The 16,392-nt window shown below is 65.6% G+C and carries 9 protein-coding genes; 6 read left to right on the top strand and 3 right to left on the bottom strand.

Annotated features, from left to right (window positions below; all coding sequences use genetic code 11):
• Positions 1 to 21 precede the first annotated feature (21 nt).
• From AB8717_RS08355 to AB8717_RS08335, 5 genes are all read left to right on the top strand, one after another.
• On the top strand, positions 22 to 321 hold the full coding sequence (locus AB8717_RS08355) for an AtpZ/AtpI family protein (RefSeq protein ID WP_443750566.1): 300 nt from the start codon (positions 22 to 24) through the stop codon (positions 319 to 321).
• A gap of 106 nt (positions 322 to 427) precedes the next feature.
• Positions 428 to 1,189 carry a F0F1 ATP synthase subunit A gene (locus AB8717_RS08350; protein ID WP_443750565.1) on the top strand — a complete coding sequence of 254 codons (762 nt, stop codon included), beginning with the start codon at positions 428 to 430 and terminating at the stop codon, positions 1,187 to 1,189.
• A gap of 36 nt (positions 1,190 to 1,225) precedes the next feature.
• Positions 1,226 to 1,474 (top strand): F0F1 ATP synthase subunit C, encoded by a 249-nt coding sequence (locus AB8717_RS08345; protein WP_443750564.1) that lies wholly within the window; start codon positions 1,226 to 1,228, stop codon positions 1,472 to 1,474.
• Between the two features lie 24 nt (positions 1,475 to 1,498).
• Entirely contained in the window at positions 1,499 to 2,143 is a 645-nt protein-coding gene (locus AB8717_RS08340) for a F0F1 ATP synthase subunit B family protein (RefSeq protein WP_443750563.1), read from the top strand.
• A gap of 4 nt (positions 2,144 to 2,147) precedes the next feature.
• Positions 2,148 to 2,642: a F0F1 ATP synthase subunit B family protein gene (locus AB8717_RS08335; protein ID WP_443750562.1), complete on the top strand. Its 495-nt coding sequence runs from the start codon at positions 2,148 to 2,150 to the stop codon at positions 2,640 to 2,642.
• Positions 2,643 to 2,749: 107 nt separating this feature from the next.
• On the opposite strand, the gene AB8717_RS08330 is transcribed toward AB8717_RS08335, so the two are convergent.
• Together AB8717_RS08330 and AB8717_RS08325 are read right to left on the bottom strand one after the other, a co-directional pair.
• A complete protein-coding gene (locus tag AB8717_RS08330; RefSeq protein WP_443750561.1) occupies positions 2,750 to 7,015 on the bottom strand; it encodes a hypothetical protein in 4,266 nt (1,421 codons plus the stop codon).
• A 12-nt stretch (positions 7,016 to 7,027) separates the two neighbouring features.
• Positions 7,028 to 10,765: a hypothetical protein gene (locus tag AB8717_RS08325; protein WP_443750560.1), complete on the bottom strand. Its 3,738-nt coding sequence runs from the start codon at positions 10,763 to 10,765 to the stop codon at positions 7,028 to 7,030.
• A 414-nt stretch (positions 10,766 to 11,179) separates the two neighbouring features.
• On the opposite strand from AB8717_RS08325, the gene AB8717_RS08320 reads away from it, so the two are divergent.
• Positions 11,180 to 11,899 (top strand): dienelactone hydrolase family protein, encoded by a 720-nt coding sequence (locus tag AB8717_RS08320; RefSeq protein ID WP_443750559.1) that lies wholly within the window; start codon positions 11,180 to 11,182, stop codon positions 11,897 to 11,899.
• Between the two features lie 248 nt (positions 11,900 to 12,147).
• Here the strand turns inward: AB8717_RS08320 and AB8717_RS08315 are convergent, their stop codons facing one another.
• Entirely contained in the window at positions 12,148 to 16,299 is a 4,152-nt protein-coding gene (locus AB8717_RS08315) for a molybdopterin-dependent oxidoreductase (RefSeq protein ID WP_443750558.1), read from the bottom strand.
• Positions 16,300 to 16,392: the final 93 nt, after the last annotated feature.

The following is a 16,392-nucleotide window of genomic DNA, read 5'->3' as shown; positions in this document are numbered from 1 at the left end:
CCCGCCTGTTAGGTGCTGAACGTGACAGATGAACCCCACAACGAACCGGACGCCGAAAAGCTGAAGGATTTGGACCAGCGCCTGAAGGCGATCGAAGCGCGTAACAGCAAATCGGTCGACCACGGCGCGGAAGTCGGCGCGAACAAGGGCATGCAGGCTCTTGGCGAACTGATCGGGGGTATTCTGGCAGGTTTGGGACTGGGATGGGTCGCCGACAAATACCTGCACACCACGCCGTGGGGCATGATTGTCGGAACTCTGCTGGGAATGGTCGCGGCCGTCTATGCGGTCGTCAAATCGGGCCAGAACCGGCGATCCTGAAGGGCAAAAGGCCCTTCTGTTCAGGACAGTCTTCGTCGTCAGATTTTTCATAAGGATACGCTGCGCAGGCGCGCGCGGTCCCAGTCGCAAGAGGTAGATAGGGCTCATGGCCGGACCATTGGAACAGTTTCAGATCGAGACCGTTTACAAACTTCCCGGTTTTACCGTGGGCGGACACTATGTCGACATGTCGATCACCAATTCGGTGCTGGCCATGTTCATCGCCGTCGGTGCTGCCCTGCTGTTCTTCGCGCTGACCACGGCGCGTGCGGCGATCATCCCCGGCCGCGGCCAGGTCATGGCCGAAGGCATCTTCAAGCTGATCGACGACATGGCCGATTCGATCATCGGCCACGACGGCCGCCAGTTCTTCCCCTTCATCCTGACCCTGTTCCTGTTCATCCTCAGCTGTAACCTGCTGGGCCTGTTCGGCATCTTCACCGCGACGTCGCAGATCGCCGTCACCGTGACCCTGGCCGCCATCACCATCGTCCTGGTCATCGGCGTCGGCCTGCTGCGCCACGGCCTCGGCTTCTTCAAGATGTTCCTGCCGTCGGGCGTGCCGCTGTACCTGGCTCCGCTGATCATCATCATCGAAGTCGTCTCCTTCCTGGTCCGCCCGGTCACCCTGACGCTTCGTCTGTTCGGCAACATGGTCGGCGGCCACATCGTTCTCTACGTCTTCGCCACCTTCGTCATCGGCCTGTCGGCCCTCGGCATCGGCGGCATGCTGGGCGCCATCCTGCCCATGCTGACCATCGTGGCCCTGACCACCCTCGAATTCCTGGTCGCGTACCTGCAAGCCTTCGTGTTTGCGGTTCTGGCCTGCGTCTATCTCAGTGACGTCGTCAACATCGGCCATCACTAAACCCTATCAACCTGTCTTCATCTACGGAGTTACCCTATGGACCTTCAATCCGCTCAAGCCATCGCCCACGGCCTGCAGTTCATCGGCGCCGGTCTGGCGACCCTCGGCATGATCGGTGCCGGTATCGGTCTCGGCATCCTGTTCGGCAACTACTACGTCGGCGCCATGCGCAACCCGTCGGCCGCCAAGGAACAACAGACCAACCTGTTCATCGGTATGGCCCTGACCGAAGCCCTCGGCATCTTCTCGTTCGTCGTCGCCCTGCTCGTCCTGTTCGGCCACTAAGTCCGGCCCCCTCAGGAAATCGATATGAACGCCGCAAGTTCATCCGCAACCGTCTCCTCGACCGACGCCTCGGCGCCGCCGGTGACGGTTGCCTCGACCGTGCCCCTGGCGAACGCGTCCGAACTGGCGCAGTCGCAGGTCGCGGCCGAAGAGACGACGGCGACGACCGAGCATCCCAAGGGTGACGAAGGCCTGCCGCAGCTCAATGTCGAGCACTGGCCCGGCCAGATCATCTGGCTGGCCATCGTCTTCGCGGTCTTCTACGCGCTGATCGCTACCATCTTCGCGCCCCGTCTGCGCAAGGTGATCGACAAGCGCGGTTCGACCATCGCCGAAGACCTGGCCAACGCCCGCGCGATCCGCGACGAAGCCGAAGCCCAGGCGCGCGAAGCCGAAGCCGAAACGGCCGCTGCCCACGCAGCCGCCAAGAAGCTGGCCCAGGACGCCATCGCCCGCTCGAACGCCGAGATCGCCGCCGCCCAGGCCGCGGAAGACGTCAAGCTGAATGCGCGCCTCGGTGAAGCCGAAGCCCGCATCAAGGCGGCCCGCGACGAGGCGATGAGCCACGTCCGCGACATCGCCTCGGACACGGCTTCCGCCCTCGTCGCCAAGCTGACCGGCAAGGCTCCCACCCAGGCGGCGCTCAAGTCCGCCTTCAACAAGGTGTAAGACCATGCCCGAATTTATGCACGATGCCGAATTCTGGGTACATGCCGGTCTGGTCATCTTCCTTCTGATCCTGGTCTTCGCCAAGGTTCCCGCCAATGTCTGGCGCGGTCTCGGCGAAACCGGCAAGGCCGTCCGCGCCGAGCTCGACGAGGCCGTCCGCATCCGTCAGGAAGCGACCGAGCTGTTGAACTCGATCAAGGCGCAGCGCCAGGCCGCTGAAAAGAAGGCCAAGGAGATCATTGCCCTGGCCGAGGAAGAAGCCCAGCGTCTGACCGAAGAAGCCCGCGCCAAGCTGGCCGACTCGATCAAGCGCCGCGAGGAACTGGCCGAGCGCAAGATCGCGCAGGCCGAGGCCCGCGCCGCCGCCGACGTCAAGGCTGCCGCCGCCGACCTGGCGTCGCAGCTGGCCGAAAGCATCCTGACGGAGCGCACGGCCGGCCTCGGCGCCGACAAGGCCGTCGACACCGCCATCGCACAGCTGCCGGGCCGCTTCTCGTAAGCGCCGACAGCCTGACAAGACAAAAGCCCGGAGCCTTCGCTCCGGGCTTTTTTGCGTCTCCCCTCCCCGCGCGAACACGGAGAGGGAGAAGACTGCGTGCACCTCGCCTACAGCTCCAGCCCTTCGGCGTAGATGATCCGTTCGGCGAAGAGCGGACCTTCCTCGTGGTTGCCGGGCGGCAGGTGGGGATAGACTTCCGACTCGACGACCAGGATGCGGCGCTTGCCGTTCGCCGGCACCTGCGGCAGGAAGACGACCTGTTCCAGCAGCACGTTGGGCGTCACGGCGGCCCCGAACAGCGCTTCGTTCGGGTGGGCCTGCAATTGCGCCTGCAAGGGTTGGGCTTTCATCGGCTCGGTCAGGTCGCGCGCCATCAGGCGAACGGCCGCCGATCGCGCCGCCGGCCCGGACGTGTCCGCCTTGGTATCGGGGATGATCGGCCCCGGTCCCGTCGATGGCTTACCGTCTTCGTCGCGCCAGCCTGTCACGGGATCGGCGCCTTCGTCGAGCACCTGGGTGCGCAACCGTACGACATTGGGCTGGGCCCTGGCCACGTCCTTGTCGGCCGGGGACTGGGCGACGTCGCCGAACACGACGACGCGGCAGGCATTGCCCCTGGTCGGAATGGCAACAGCGATACGGTCTGGGCTGATCTGCATGAAATCGCAGGTCACGGGCGACGACAGGTGCAGGTTAAGTTCACCCGACGGTGCGGCGGCCCCAAGGTCGTCCGAGGTCAGCGAGGTCGGCTGAAAACGGGCGACGGCCAGACGGACGAACGGGAAGTAGCTGCCCTTGGGGATATCCACCACAATGTCGGCATACCACAGCTGGCGGTCCGCATCGAAGCCGACCTCGTGCGGCGCGACAGCGAAGGTGCCCGGCTGCTTCGGCACCTGCAGGCCGGTCGTCGGATAGTCCGGAACCTTGCCTTCCGACGGCGGCAGGCCCGTCCCGGGATGGCTGATCGGCCCGCTCATCCGGGCCAGCGGGAAGTTGTGGCGCGCCGGGCTGTTAGTCTTGATATCGCTGCTCAGCCAGACGGGGTCCCTGCCCCACTGCGTCACGAACGGCAGGTTGGGCGCGTTGTCGGTCACCCGGCCGCTTGTATCCGGCTCGTCCGGCAGGATGACGGCCAGCATCTCATTATAGCCGGTGGCCAGCCATGGCCGGTCGAGCCAGACGCGGATACCGCCGGTGCGGCGCGACGCCGTGACCTCCGGATCGTTGAACCAGCCGAAGGTCGGGATGGCGTAGAGCACCGCCGGCGCCGGCGGCCGGGCGCTGCTCTTGATCCACTGCGTGAACGGCTGCGACGTGATCTTCATGTCGCTTTCACTGTCGCGCAGCGGCAATTCGAAGAACTCCCGGAAGCGCGAGATGGCATCCATGGAATAGGTGACCTGGCGCGCGCGGGTATCGTGGAAATGGTGCGTGATCTGGCGGCTGATGGAACCGCCGCCCATACTTTCGCGGCGGGCGATCGGCAGCTGCACCACCTGCTGGACGTGCGGGCGGTTGACGGGCTGAGTCCTGGTGTCGACCTCGACCATAGCGTCGTCAGGCTCGTTCCAGCTGGCATTGACGTCCAGCCGTACGGTCGACGGCCCGTCGACCGGTGTGACAAGCGCCATGTCGGTATCGGTGGCGCCGAACGGCCGCCGCGGATTGAGGCTGACGAAGATCGGCATTTCCAGCGGCTTCTGCACCGCGTGGACCAGCTCGACCTCGCGCCACGGCGTGAACATCCAGTGCTTGCCCTGCAGGATTTTCGTCTTGATCGCGTCGGTGGCCTTGCCCTTGTCGATCAGCGCCCACAGCGCCATCCAGTCGAGCTTCGACGGCGGCATTACGAAGCTGATGCGCAGGCGCTGGCGGCAGGCGCGCGGCATGGGGACGGTCAGCACGCCGTCCTTGAAGCCGAAGCTGCCCGTTTCACTGCCCTCAATGGTGATGCCGCCGACCGTCGGGCCGGCATCCTTGTCCCACTTGCGGTTGGCGATCGCGTCGATGTCGGCGGCGACAGTCTTGTAGAAGGGCACGAAGACCTCCTTCCAATCGCCGCCTTCCAGGCCGCGCATACGCACCAGGGCGCCGACGGCCAGGGGATCGGGCAGGTACGGGATCGGGTTCTGCGTGTGCGACACGGCATAGCTGGTCGTGGGCCCATCATAGGTCGCGGGCACCGGTTTCACGCCCTTGATGACGTCCGACGGCGGCAACTGGGTTTCGGTGAAGGCGTTGTCGAAGGTCCACAGCATCTTGTAGACCTCGCGCCGCATCCTGCCGTGCTCGTCGTCGAGCACGCCGTGCTGCTCAGCGAAGCGCTCGGTCACGCGCGGCGGCCACAGGTTGCGGTGGACGGCCGGAACATCGCTGGGGATGCTCTTGTCGTCATAGACGGCGTTGCGCGTGCGCAGCGCCAGCCGCGTCATCGATTCCCCCTGAAGCGGGTATTCCGTGACCTGCCAGGGCGTGGTCGCCTGCGCCCCGCCATCGGTCTTGCCGACCAGGGTCAGGACCGGGCTTTCGATCGGTTCGTAGCGCCGGTACTTGACCGGATCGCTGATCGCCACGGGCGCGGCCTTGGACCGGTAGGACTGCGAATTGCCGCACATGTCGACCGCGCGCATGCGCACGCTGTAGGTATGGCCGAAGCGCAGCTTGGGCAGGCTGCCCTTGTCGTCGGGAGCGACGGTAAAGGTCGTGCTCAGCGGCATGCCGGCCGGGATTTCGGCGGTGTTCTCACCGATCATCGACGTGTGGTCCTTGGGGTCCACGCCGTCCTTCGGCTTGTGGCGCACGGTCTTGAACGGCTCGGGCGCGCTCAGCGACCAGCCGCGCCACACGAAAAGCCCTTCGTGCAACGTAAAGACGTCCGGCACGCTGCCATCGGCGCTCGACCCGGCGGCCGTACTGAGCACGCCCTCCTCTTCCGGGGAGTCGTCGAGCTTGGCCCCGTTCTTCAGGCCATAGCTGATGACGCGGCGGTGCAGCGACCGCCACTGCCCGTCGGGGCCGTCGAGATCGAGAATATCGGCGCGGTAGCCGCGCAGCAGGTCACCGAAGCCAAGCTCCGGCGTAGCGGCGCCGTGCAGGTCGGAATTGCGCTTGGCGCGCGCGGTAAGATCGGCACCGCGGCCCGACTTGGCCAGCATCAGGCCGGCGGACCGCAGGCTGGGCGTGCCGGTCTGCATGTCGTCCTGGCGCATGCCGTCGACTTCGTCATCGTCGAAATTGGTAATGGTCATGCGCTCGAGCGAGCTGCCCAGCGCCGCCATCTTGTGCGCCGCGCCGTCGACGTCGAGCTGGACGAAGCTGACGCCGTTTTCGTGCATCCTCAGGAAGCCGTTATCGTGCTTGTCGCCGCCGCGCGCGGCGAAGACCTGGGGAGCGACCGTGCAGTGGGTGATGGCGCAGGTGTCGATCTCGGGGTGCGCAACCTTGTTGCGCAGCACCTGGAAGGACAGCGCCACGTCGGCGCCGGCCGGAACCTTGGCGGCGTCGGCCGGTTCGAGGGTGAAGTCGATGACGAAGCCGCACAGGCGCGCCAGCTGGTAATAGTTCGACAGGCCGGCGACGATCTTGTGGAAGTCCGTAATGGCCTTGAGGTCGGCCGCGCTCGGCAGCGCCTTGGGGTCGACGTAGCCCGGCCATTTCGCGTCCATGGCATAGGCCTCGACCCCGGCCTTGGGCGGCACGGCGTGGGCGTGGACCGGCGTGGGTGGGCCGAAATGCTGCTGCTTCATGGTCGTCTCGGCCTGCAGCGGCGTATGATAGAGCGAGAAGGCTTCGAACACCGCCTTGGAATTGGTCAGGGGGCCGGCCGCCATCAGCTTGCGCATGCCATCGAGACGCTGCTTGTGCGTCGGGACGGGCGTCGCCGTGGCCTGGCGGCGCTCCTCGGGCGTGCGGTATCCGGGCCATCCCGCATCGGTCAGCGCCTTGGCCTTCGGCAGCTCTTCCGAGGTCGCCGTCGCCAGGGCGCCGTAGATGTTTTCGATATGGTCGGCCAGGGTCCTGACGGGATAGCTCAGGATCATCGCCGACTTCAGGCTTTCCAGCGTCTTGGTGTTGAAGCTGACGACCGGCGTGTCCGATGGAAACAGGGCGCTGTAGATATCGATGGATACCTTCGACACCGGCTTGAGCGGCAGCGGGACAGGCTGTCCGGCCACCATGACGCTGATGGAGATAGTCCCCAGGGTCTTCGGCCAGTTCTGCCAGGCCGTGGGCGTAAGAAGCGTCGTCTTGCCTGTCGGATCGACCTTGAGCTGCGGCGCGACGAAGGCGCTCAGGTGCATGCGCCCCGAGGTATCGCGGCCATTGGGGCACAGGGTCCAGACGACTTTTTCGGTAATGGTATCTGTCATGGTGTCCCCCTGTTATGCAAAGGCCGCGCAATAGGCGTCCCAGACGTCCGATTTCGTCTTCTTCTCGTCCGAAGCCGGCGTGTATTCGATGAAGGCCGGATCGGCGTCGGAACCGGCGAACTGACGCTCGACCGTGATGTCCTGCGAGATGCTGAAGAACAGGATATCGATTTCGACGGTCAGGGTCGCCGTGCCGTAGAGACGCGAATGCGCGTCCGTCTTTTCGTAGGTCAGGCCCAGATGGAAAACCAGGCTGACCGTGATCAGGCCCAGCACGCTCAGGTGCCCGCCCATTTCGACATAGCCTTCGAACTGGACCAGCTTGGACGGCGTCTCCTGCCAGTGGAAGTAGAAGCCGCCCTTGACGTAGACGCCGCCCGAGGCGACGCCCAGGTCGATCGATATCTGCGCGCCGAATTCCAGCGACGCTTCCAGTTCGCGCACCCCGCCCGTATCGACGCCCAGCGCGAAGAAGCCGCCGCCACCGAACAGCGAGATCGTCAGGTTGAACGGGTTGTGGCGCTCGGCGAAGTTGAAGCGCGCCGACGGCCCGTCCCCGGTGAATGGCAGGTCGAAGCCGGCGCCGAGATTGATGTTCTGCAGGCTCATCACCCCGACCGAGATGGTCGGCAGGCCCAACGAATAGCTGGCGGTGATGCCGCTGGCGGTGACATCGAGCCCGGGCGGATCCGAGAACCCGTCCATGGGAATGTAGTCGCGCAGGCTGTTGATGAATTCCAGCGGTCCGCCGAAGCGCACGCCGTCGTCCGGATTCAGCGTCGGATTGACGTCCGTCTTGCTGCCGGGCTTCACGGTCAGCGACAGGCTGTCGAAGTTGAGGATGATGAAGCCGAACAGGTTGATCTTGAAATTGTTGAGCGTCGCCTCGACGCGCGTGTCGGGCGTCCCGCCGGTCTTGGAGATGGTGACCGTCGACACGATACTGAACTGCGGCGTGGTGTGCGGCGTCAGCGCGATGAACGGCCCGGCGCTCGATACCGAATCCTTTTGTATCGTGTAGCTGGTGACGATCTTATCGCCCTGATCGACCGTGGTCAGCTTGGGCACGCCGGGGTCGCTGACGCCGGCCAGGGAAATGATGTCGCTCAGCGATACGACGCCCAGGAGCTTGGCCCCCTTGAACACGTCCTCCGGCGACAGCGAGGGCTTCAGGTAGTCGGCATAGCCGTTGAGCACGCCGACCTTGCGCGACAAGCCGTCGAAGTTCAGCTTGGGCGCCGCCAGGCCGCCGAACTTGTCGGTCGTGACGTCGCCCAGTCCGATCGAAGATGCGAACTTGAACACCACCTGGGCCGGATTGGCGGAATTGAAGCCGGTGTTGAGGAAGGTGTCGTGATAGGTGACCTTTGGGCTGGCCGGCTTGCCCAGCAGCTTTTTCAGCGACGGCACATCGATGTCGGCATCGACCAGACCGGGATAGAAGTGCGGCATCCGGGGCGTGCCGTCCCATGCCCAGGACTTGAAGTTCAGGTGGCGGGCGGGATAGTCGCTTTCGCCGCCGACGGCGTTGCCCGATGCGTCAATGTCGCGGCTGAAGCGCACCAGGGTGCCGTTGACCGACGCCCCCTTCCAGTCGGCGGGCGCCTGATCGTTGTAATAGGTGGACAGTGGCGCGATCCGCGTGGCGTCGGCATTGACCGTGCCCAGCACGAAGATCAGCGGCATGTCGATCGCCGCCCGATTGCCCGCCGTGTCGACGGCGGCGATCTGGAAGCGGAAGACGTCGCCCACCGAATTGGCGGCGTCACCCAGGGACAGGGACGGCCAGAAACCTTCGGTGGGGTCGATATCCTTGCTCTTGGAATTTACCGGCGGGTACCAGTTCTGGGCCTTGAGCTTGTCGATGGCGACCGGAGCGTGCAGGTCCGGCGTCTGCTTGGTAAGGATCTCGACGCTGGCGAACGGGAAGTCGCGGCCGTCGTACATCTGGCCCGGCCCCGGATAGGTCCGGACACGGTCGCGCACGATGATGAAGTACTTGGTCATCAGCGCTGCGACGCGCCCGCCTCCCGACTGGCGCGAGAACTTGCGTTCGGACACCTTGATCAGCGCCGCCGCATGTCCGAACGGGAAGAGATAGCCTTCCTTGACGATGCGCACGAACTGGTCGCGGCCGGTCGATGATACGTGCTTCCACTGCGAGACGTTGGCGCCGGCCGACAGCGGGTCGGGCCAGTTGCCGAGGATGTCCATCGACGCGCCCAGCGCCGTCAGCCGCATATGGTTGGCGACCGCCGGCAGGCCCTTGTAGCCCGTCTTGACGCGCATCAGCTTGACCAGGTCCTGGCGGTCCGGCGCCATCATTGCCCACTGGTCGCCGGGAATGGTCGGCTGGTCTTCGTCCTCGGAATAGAGGGCGCGTATGGGCTGCGCCATGTCGCCGACCGTCCAGTCGCTGGCACGGCCGCCCAGGCTGGTGTGCCACAGCTCCGCGATGCGCCCGCCGTGATCGACGACGCCGGTGGCGTGGGTAAAGCCGGCGGTCGACAGCGGCGTCACGTGCAGGCGGACCGGCGCCTCGATATCGGTGGCGTCGTCCTCGATCGTGCCCGACGTCTTGACAAAGGTCATCGGCGGCAGGCCCAGCGGCGCCTTGTTGTCGGGCGCCTGCTGGGCGATGCCGGGCGCGGGCTTGCCGGCCTGCACCGCGGACGGCGCGGCCGACTTAGCGACGGACGGATTGACCTGCGCGACCGGCCGCGCCTGGGCGGCCGGCGGCGGGGCGACCTGATGTACGACCTGCTGCAGCGCGGCCCGCTCGACATAGGCCCCCATCCACGGGTCCGAGGCATTGGCCCCGAGCTTCTGCACGCCCGATTTCGACGGGAAGCCGGACTGGGCCGGCGTCCTGGGCCGGCCGATATTGTAGTTCGGCAGCTTTTCCGGCGTCAGGCTGGCCATGATCTCGTACTTGATCAGGGCGTCGATCTTCGTGGTCGGCAAGACGATCTTCTGCTGCACAGCCTTCAGCATGGCCTCGGCGACCACGGCCGCCGCCCGGCGCAGCGCCGGCTCTACGTGCGGATCGAAGGCGTGCAGGTCCGCCTTCTGCTGCTCGGCGATGATATCGAGACGCTGGCGGATGGTCTCGAGCGAGTCGAGCCCCGGCCCGACGGCGTCGACGGCGCGCGGGCTGAGGTTCAGCCGCCACGTCATGCAGGCTTTCAACACCTCGTCGGCGGTGCAGAGGATCGAGGTGAAGCCCGAGGGCGCGCGATAGGCCAGGCGCGTCGTGCCGGCCATGTAGGTTTCGGCGCGGTCGCCATTGTTGACGATGCTGGCAAGCCCGGCGTCGTCCGGCCAGGTCCGCTCTGCAATGGCCTGGGGCTGGTGCTCGACCAGCATGTAGGCGGGATGCGACGGATCGGTGATGACGATCCTGCGGCCGGCGCCCGAACCCGTGACCTTCATGTTCTTGAGGTGGACAGTCAGTAACAGCAGGTCGCGCGGCCGCAGCAGGGTGAAGGCTTCAACATCGCCCAGGCCGAAACGGAGCTTGTCCGCCGCGCTGGCCGCGGTCAGCGGACCGCCCTGGACCTGCACCTTGCCGAGGTCGGCATTGCCTGCGGTGACCTTGCCGGCCTGGGCCATGGCCTCCCCGGCCGTGCCGCCGGCGGCCAGCAGCCAGCCCATGATGGTGCGGCGCGTCAGCTTCAGTTCGCGCCGTGTCGCTGCCAGGGAAGACCTGTCGCGGGGCGTCGTCCCCGATTTGCCCTTGTTGCCGGACATACGCGCACCCCACCCAATTTGTTGCCGATGGGGCGACGCTAACAGAGAGTTTTTACGCTGGCTATACGAAATTTTGACTAAAATTCGTTAATTTCCAACTTCTTTTCTCACGAACGCTACGGAATTTTATTCAATTTACCGAATAATTTTTCAGAAATACACACGTACAACACAATTAAACTGAATATTGAAATCGATATCACGTCGCAAACTTTGAAAGTTTCATATTTTTCGGCAAAAATCCGAAAGACTATTTCGCGAACCGCATATATAATTTATTTCAAAATAGACACACACATCTATGCACGCCACGCGGGATATAGCCGCAACGCCGCGTATGGCTGCGAAAGATAATGCCGTTATTCAAATATCATCGTTCACCATATTCCGTTTCCTCCCACAAGGACCAATCTTATGACCGGGCAAAATGGCACTGCGTTTTCCTATTCGGCCGGCGGCCAGGCCTATCTCGGGCTGCGGATCGCCGGCCCGGCGCGGCCCCGCGCCGGCGTCGTCCTGCTGCCGGACTGGCGCGGTGTCAGCAGCCTGGCGCGCGACCATGCCGCCTTCCTGACCGGCCTCGGCTGCGAGGTCGTGATCGCCGACCTGTACGGCGGCGGCTTCAACCCGGCGAGCCCGGACGAGGTCGGCCCGATGGTCAGGCGGCTGATGGAAAACCGTACGGCCGGCGTCGCGGCGCTGGCTGGCTGCATCGAGGCGTTTCGCCCCACGCTCGCCGCCGGCACGCCCATCCTCTGCCTGGGTTTCAGCGCGGGCGCCATGGTGGCGATCGACTATGGGCGCAGCGGCGCCGACCTTGCCGGGATCATCGTCTGCTCCGCCCTGTTGAAGACCGCGGGCGAAGGCATGGATATACGGATCAAGGCCCCCGTGCTGGTACTGCAGGGCACGCAGGACCAGGTATCGCCGGTCGATGTCATCGCAGCCGTCATCGCCGAAATGGACGAAGCCGGAAACGATGCGCGCTTCGTCCTGTTCAGCCAGACGCACCACGCCTTCGACAACCCCGAAGCCGGCGACGATCCGGCGGCCCGCCTGTGCTATTCGGCCTTGTCGGCCGGCCGCGCGCGCGCCGCCATCCGGCAATTCCTCGAAGACGTGGTTGAGGCGTGATCCCGCTTCAGCCGAAGGTGAAGGCGCGCACCCCCGGATCGAAGACGGTGATGGTGAAGGCCCGGTCGGCGACGGGTCCGGCCGGGCGGATCAGCTGGCAGAGGCGATTGCCGGTCGCGGTGCCGTTGCCAGGCGAGGATGTGGAGCCGCATCGGGGCCGTTTACGTTGAATCTGTCCCTTATACGCGTGCGCCGGCCATGCGTTACGCCCAGATCCGCCAGATTGCGTAAAGTCCGCCGGCAAACCGCTAATAGACGTCCTTTCCGTAACGTTTCTCCGAAGCCAGCCGGCGGACATAGGCTTCGGCGCCCTCGGGCGACAGGCCGCCGTGCGTCTCAGCGATCCGGCGCAGGGCCGCGTCGACATCCCTGGCCATGCGGCTGGCGTCGCCGCAGACGTAAAAGTGCGCGCCCTCTTCCAGCCACCGCCAGATTCCGGCGCCGTTCTCGATCATGCGGTCCTGAACGTAGACCTTGGCGCCCTGGTCGCGCGAAAAGGCGGTGTCGAGCCGGCTGAGCGTGCCGTCGGCCGCCAGCGCGTCCAGTTCGTCGCGGTAATAGAAGTCGCAGGCCGCGCGCTGCTCGCCGAAGAACAGCCAGGTCTTGCCCTTCGCGCCACGCGCCCGGCGCTCCTGCAAGAAGGCACGGAAGGGCGCGACGCCCGTGCCCGGCCCGACCATGATCATCGGCAGGCTGTCGTCGGCCGGCGGGCGGAAATGTGCCGATTTCTGCACGAAGATCGGCACCTCGACGCCTTCGGCGCGGTCGGCGAGGAAGGTCGAACACACGCCGCCGCGTGGCAGCCCCCCGTGGTCGTAGCGCACGGTCGACATGGTCAGATGCACCTCGCCCGGGCAGGCCTTGGGACTGGACGCGATCGAATACAGCCGGGGCTGAAGACGCTTCAGCGCGCGCACAAAGGCCGCGGCCGTCGTCGTGACCGGGATTTCGCGCAACACGTCGATGATCTGACGTCCCCACATCCAGTCGCGAAGGGCGTCCTTCCTGTCGGGTTTGGACAAGGCCACCAGGTGATCGCTGCCGGCAAACCCGCACATGAATTGCAGGAAGTCGGGGGTGATCCGGGCGATCTCGAAATAGCGGACCAGAGCGTCGGCCAGCGGTATTTCGCCGTGGTCCTTTACGGACACCGGCGCCTGACCGTCGAGCCTGAGCGCGTCCAGTATGTCGGCCACCAGGTTCGGGCAGTTGACCGGCCAGACACCCAGCGCATCGCCCGCTTCGTAGTCCAGACCGGTGCCGGCGATATCGAAAACGATCTGGCGCGTTTCCTTGGCCGAACCCTCGCCGCTCAGCAGGCGATTGTGCTTGAGGCGGGCCTTGAGCGGCGCAGCCCGGCTGTAGACCGGCGCGGCGACCGGCGCCGCTGCGGGGGCTGCCTCCATAGGTCCGGCCGGCTCAAGCACGCGGGCCTCCACGCCGACCAGCGCATCGCAGACGGCATTGAGCCAGCCATTAGCCGCCGCCTCGTAATCGGGCTCGCAATCGACGCGCGGGGCCAGCGCCTGGCCGCCGAGCGCGATCATCCGGGCTTCGAGCTTGCGGCCGAAGCCGCAGAACTGGTCGTAATTGGAATCGCCGAAGGCCAGCACGGCGAAGCGCACGCCATCCACCGGCGCGGCGCCTTCGCCCTGGATCTGGCCCCACAGATTGGCGCCGTTGTCGGGCGGATCGCCGTCGCCGAAGGTGGAGGCCAGGAACAGGACGGGCGACAGCTTCACCAGCTCTGTGGCGCTGACCGCGTCCATAGCGGCCACCTTGACCTTGTGGCCGGCAGCGCTCAGTCGCTCGGCGCAGCGGCCGGCAAAGCTCTCGGCATTGCCCGTCGACGACGCCCACAGGACCGTGACCGGCCCCGGCCCGGAGCCGTCACCGTCGCCCGTACCGGGCTGTGGCGGGACAGTGGCGCCGCCCATGGCCGGCCTCGCGCCTTCATCGATCCAGGTCCGCGAGAAAAGGCCCGCCAGCATGCCGTCGAGGACCGCGCGGGTATGGGCGTCGAAGGGCGCGGTCGGCGGCAAGGTCGGCACGCCGCCGGCGGCGCGCGATGCATCCATGCGAAGGCTGCTTAAGTAGCCCTGCAAATAGGCCAGCCCGACCGGATCGAGTTTCGGCGCCGGGGCGTGGGTAAGGCCAAGCATGTCGGCAAAGGCATCGAGTCGTTGCATATCCAGGGCTTTTTCAGAGGGCAATTCAGGCGTAGCGGAAGGCGTCAACGGCGCCGCCGGAGCCGCGATGCGCGTAAGGGCGACGGCCGAGACCTTGAATTCGGGCTGAAGTGAGATCGGATCGACGGCGTCCGACGTCACGGCATTGACCGCCAGGTCGTCGCCGAAGACGTCGTTCCAGTGGAAGGGCGCGAAGCAGTTGCCCGGCCGCACGCGATCGGTGACCACCGCCGGCAGGACGGCGCGGCCCCGGCGCGAGCGGATTTCGACGTTGTCCTTGTCGGCGATGCCCATCACGACGGCGTCTTCCGGGTGGATTTCGACGAACGGCCCGGGATTGAGCTTGTTGAGCGTCGGAATCTTCCCGGTCTTGGTCAGGGTATGCCACTGGTGCTGGACGCGGCCGGTGTTGAGAATGAAGGGGAAATCCGGGTCGGGCATTTCCGCCGGATCCATGTGCGGCCGCGCCAGAAAGACGCCCTTGCCGCTTTCAGTGGCGAAGACGATGGCCGGCTGCCGTCCGTCGTCGGCAATCTTCAGCGTCTGGCTAACACCGTCATTCAGGTAACGCACCGGATTGCGGTCGTGCTCGCAGCCCGGTGCGCATGGCCATTGCAGCGGCGTCCCGCGCAGACGGTCGTGCGACGCCCCGCGCAGGTCGTAGCCGGTCTTGGGATTCCAGGCGCGCTTGATCTCCTCGAAGACATCCGACGCCGAGCCGTAGGTAAAGGCGTCGGCGTAACCCATCTCGCAGGCCACGCGCGCAATGATCCTCCAGTCGGCGGTCGCTTCGCCTGGCGCATCCACCGCCTGCTGCATCAGGGTCAGGTTGCGCTCCGAATTGATCATCACGCCTTCGGCCTCGGCCCATAGGGCGCCCGGCAGCAGGATGTCGGCATAGATGTTGGTTTCGGTGTCCAGGAAGGCGTCCTGGGCGATGACCAGCTCGGCCGCCTTGAGCGCCTCGACCACCCTGCCCCGATTGGCGACGCTGGCGACGGGATTGGTGCAGATGATCCAGCAGGCCTTGATCCGGCCCGCCTTCATATCGTCGTACATGGCGATGGTGCCGCCGCCGCCCTCCTTGCGCAGCGTTCCGGCGTCGAGGCCCCACATGTTTTCGATGAAGGCACGGTCGGCGTCGTTCTGCGCGGTGCGCTGCCCCGGCAGGCCCGGCCCCATATAGCCCATTTCGCGCCCGCCCATGGCGTTGGGCTGGCCGGTCAATGAGAACGGCCCCGCGCCCGGCCGGCAGATGGCGCCGGTCGCCAGGTGCAGGTTGCAGATGGCGTTGGTGTTCCAGGTGCCGTGCGTGCTCTGGTTCAGACCCATTGTCCAGCACGTCATCCAGTTGCGTGTGCTGCCGATCTCGGCGGCCGCGCGCTCGATATCGGCTTCGGGGATGCCGGTGGCTTCCGCCACCTTGTCCGGCGCGTAGCCGGCCAGGAAGTCCGGCATGGCGTCCCAGCCTTGGGTGTAGGTAGCAATGAAGCCGCGATCGACCTTGCCGTCGCGCACCAGGATGTGCAGCAGGCCGTTGAGCAGCATCAGGTCGGTGCCCGGCTTGATCTGCATGAACAAGGTCGCCTTGTCGGCGGTGGCGCTGCGGCGCGGGTCGACGACGATCAGCCTGGCGCCCGCCTTGACACGGTCCATCATGCGAAGGAACAGGATGGGATGGCAGTCGGCCATGTTGGCGCCGATGACGAAGAACAGGTCGGCCTTATCGAAGTCCTGGTACGAGCCCGGTGGCCCGTCGGCACCCAGCGACAGCTTGTAGCCGCTGCCGGCGCTGGCCATGCACAGGCGCGAATTCGATTCGATGTGCTGGGTGCGGATAAAGCCCTTGGCCAGCTTGTTGGCCAGGTACTGCGCTTCAAGCGACATCTGGCCGGACACGTAGAACGAAATCGCGTCAGGCCCGTGTTCGTCGAGCAGGCCTTTCAGCCGCCGCGCGGTCTCCCTGATCGCCTCGTCCATGGCGACAGGCAACTGGTCGCCGGTGCGGCGGTCGCGGATATAGGCCTTTTCCATGCGGCCCGATTCAGCGAGCGCCTGGCCGCACGTATTGCCCTTGGTGCACAGGCGGCCGAAATTGGTCGGGTGGTCCTTGTCGCCCGTCACCTTGACGACGCGGTTATTGACGACGTCCATCAAGATGCCGCAGCCGACGCCGCAGTAGGGACACACGCTCTTGACCGTCTTCGTCATGCCATCCAGCCAACAAAAAAGCCGCCATCATCCACATCCGAAACCGGATAAGGGTGATGGCGGCTTTGCCATTCAGCGCCTGGACCGCACAGG

This window comes from Asticcacaulis solisilvae, from assembly GCF_052327315.1.
Taxonomy (GTDB): Bacteria; Pseudomonadota; Alphaproteobacteria; order Caulobacterales; family Caulobacteraceae; genus Asticcacaulis; species Asticcacaulis solisilvae_B.
Note: the sequence above shows the minus strand (reverse complement) of the source record. Positions and strands in the feature narration are given on the sequence as shown.

Coding starts and splice junctions, on each gene's coding strand:
- AB8717_RS08350 (WP_443750565.1), top strand. CDS start 428: ATGGCCGGACCATTGGAACAGTTTCAGATCGAGACCGTTTACAAACTT.
- AB8717_RS08345 (WP_443750564.1), top strand. CDS start 1,226: ATGGACCTTCAATCCGCTCAAGCCATCGCCCACGGCCTGCAGTTCATC.
- AB8717_RS08340 (WP_443750563.1), top strand. CDS start 1,499: ATGAACGCCGCAAGTTCATCCGCAACCGTCTCCTCGACCGACGCCTCG.
- AB8717_RS08335 (WP_443750562.1), top strand. CDS start 2,148: ATGCCCGAATTTATGCACGATGCCGAATTCTGGGTACATGCCGGTCTG.
- AB8717_RS08330 (WP_443750561.1), bottom strand. CDS start 7,015: ATGACAGATACCATTACCGAAAAAGTCGTCTGGACCCTGTGCCCCAAT.
- AB8717_RS08325 (WP_443750560.1), bottom strand. CDS start 10,765: ATGTCCGGCAACAAGGGCAAATCGGGGACGACGCCCCGCGACAGGTCT.
- AB8717_RS08320 (WP_443750559.1), top strand. CDS start 11,180: ATGACCGGGCAAAATGGCACTGCGTTTTCCTATTCGGCCGGCGGCCAG.
- AB8717_RS08315 (WP_443750558.1), bottom strand. CDS start 16,299: ATGACGAAGACGGTCAAGAGCGTGTGTCCCTACTGCGGCGTCGGCTGC.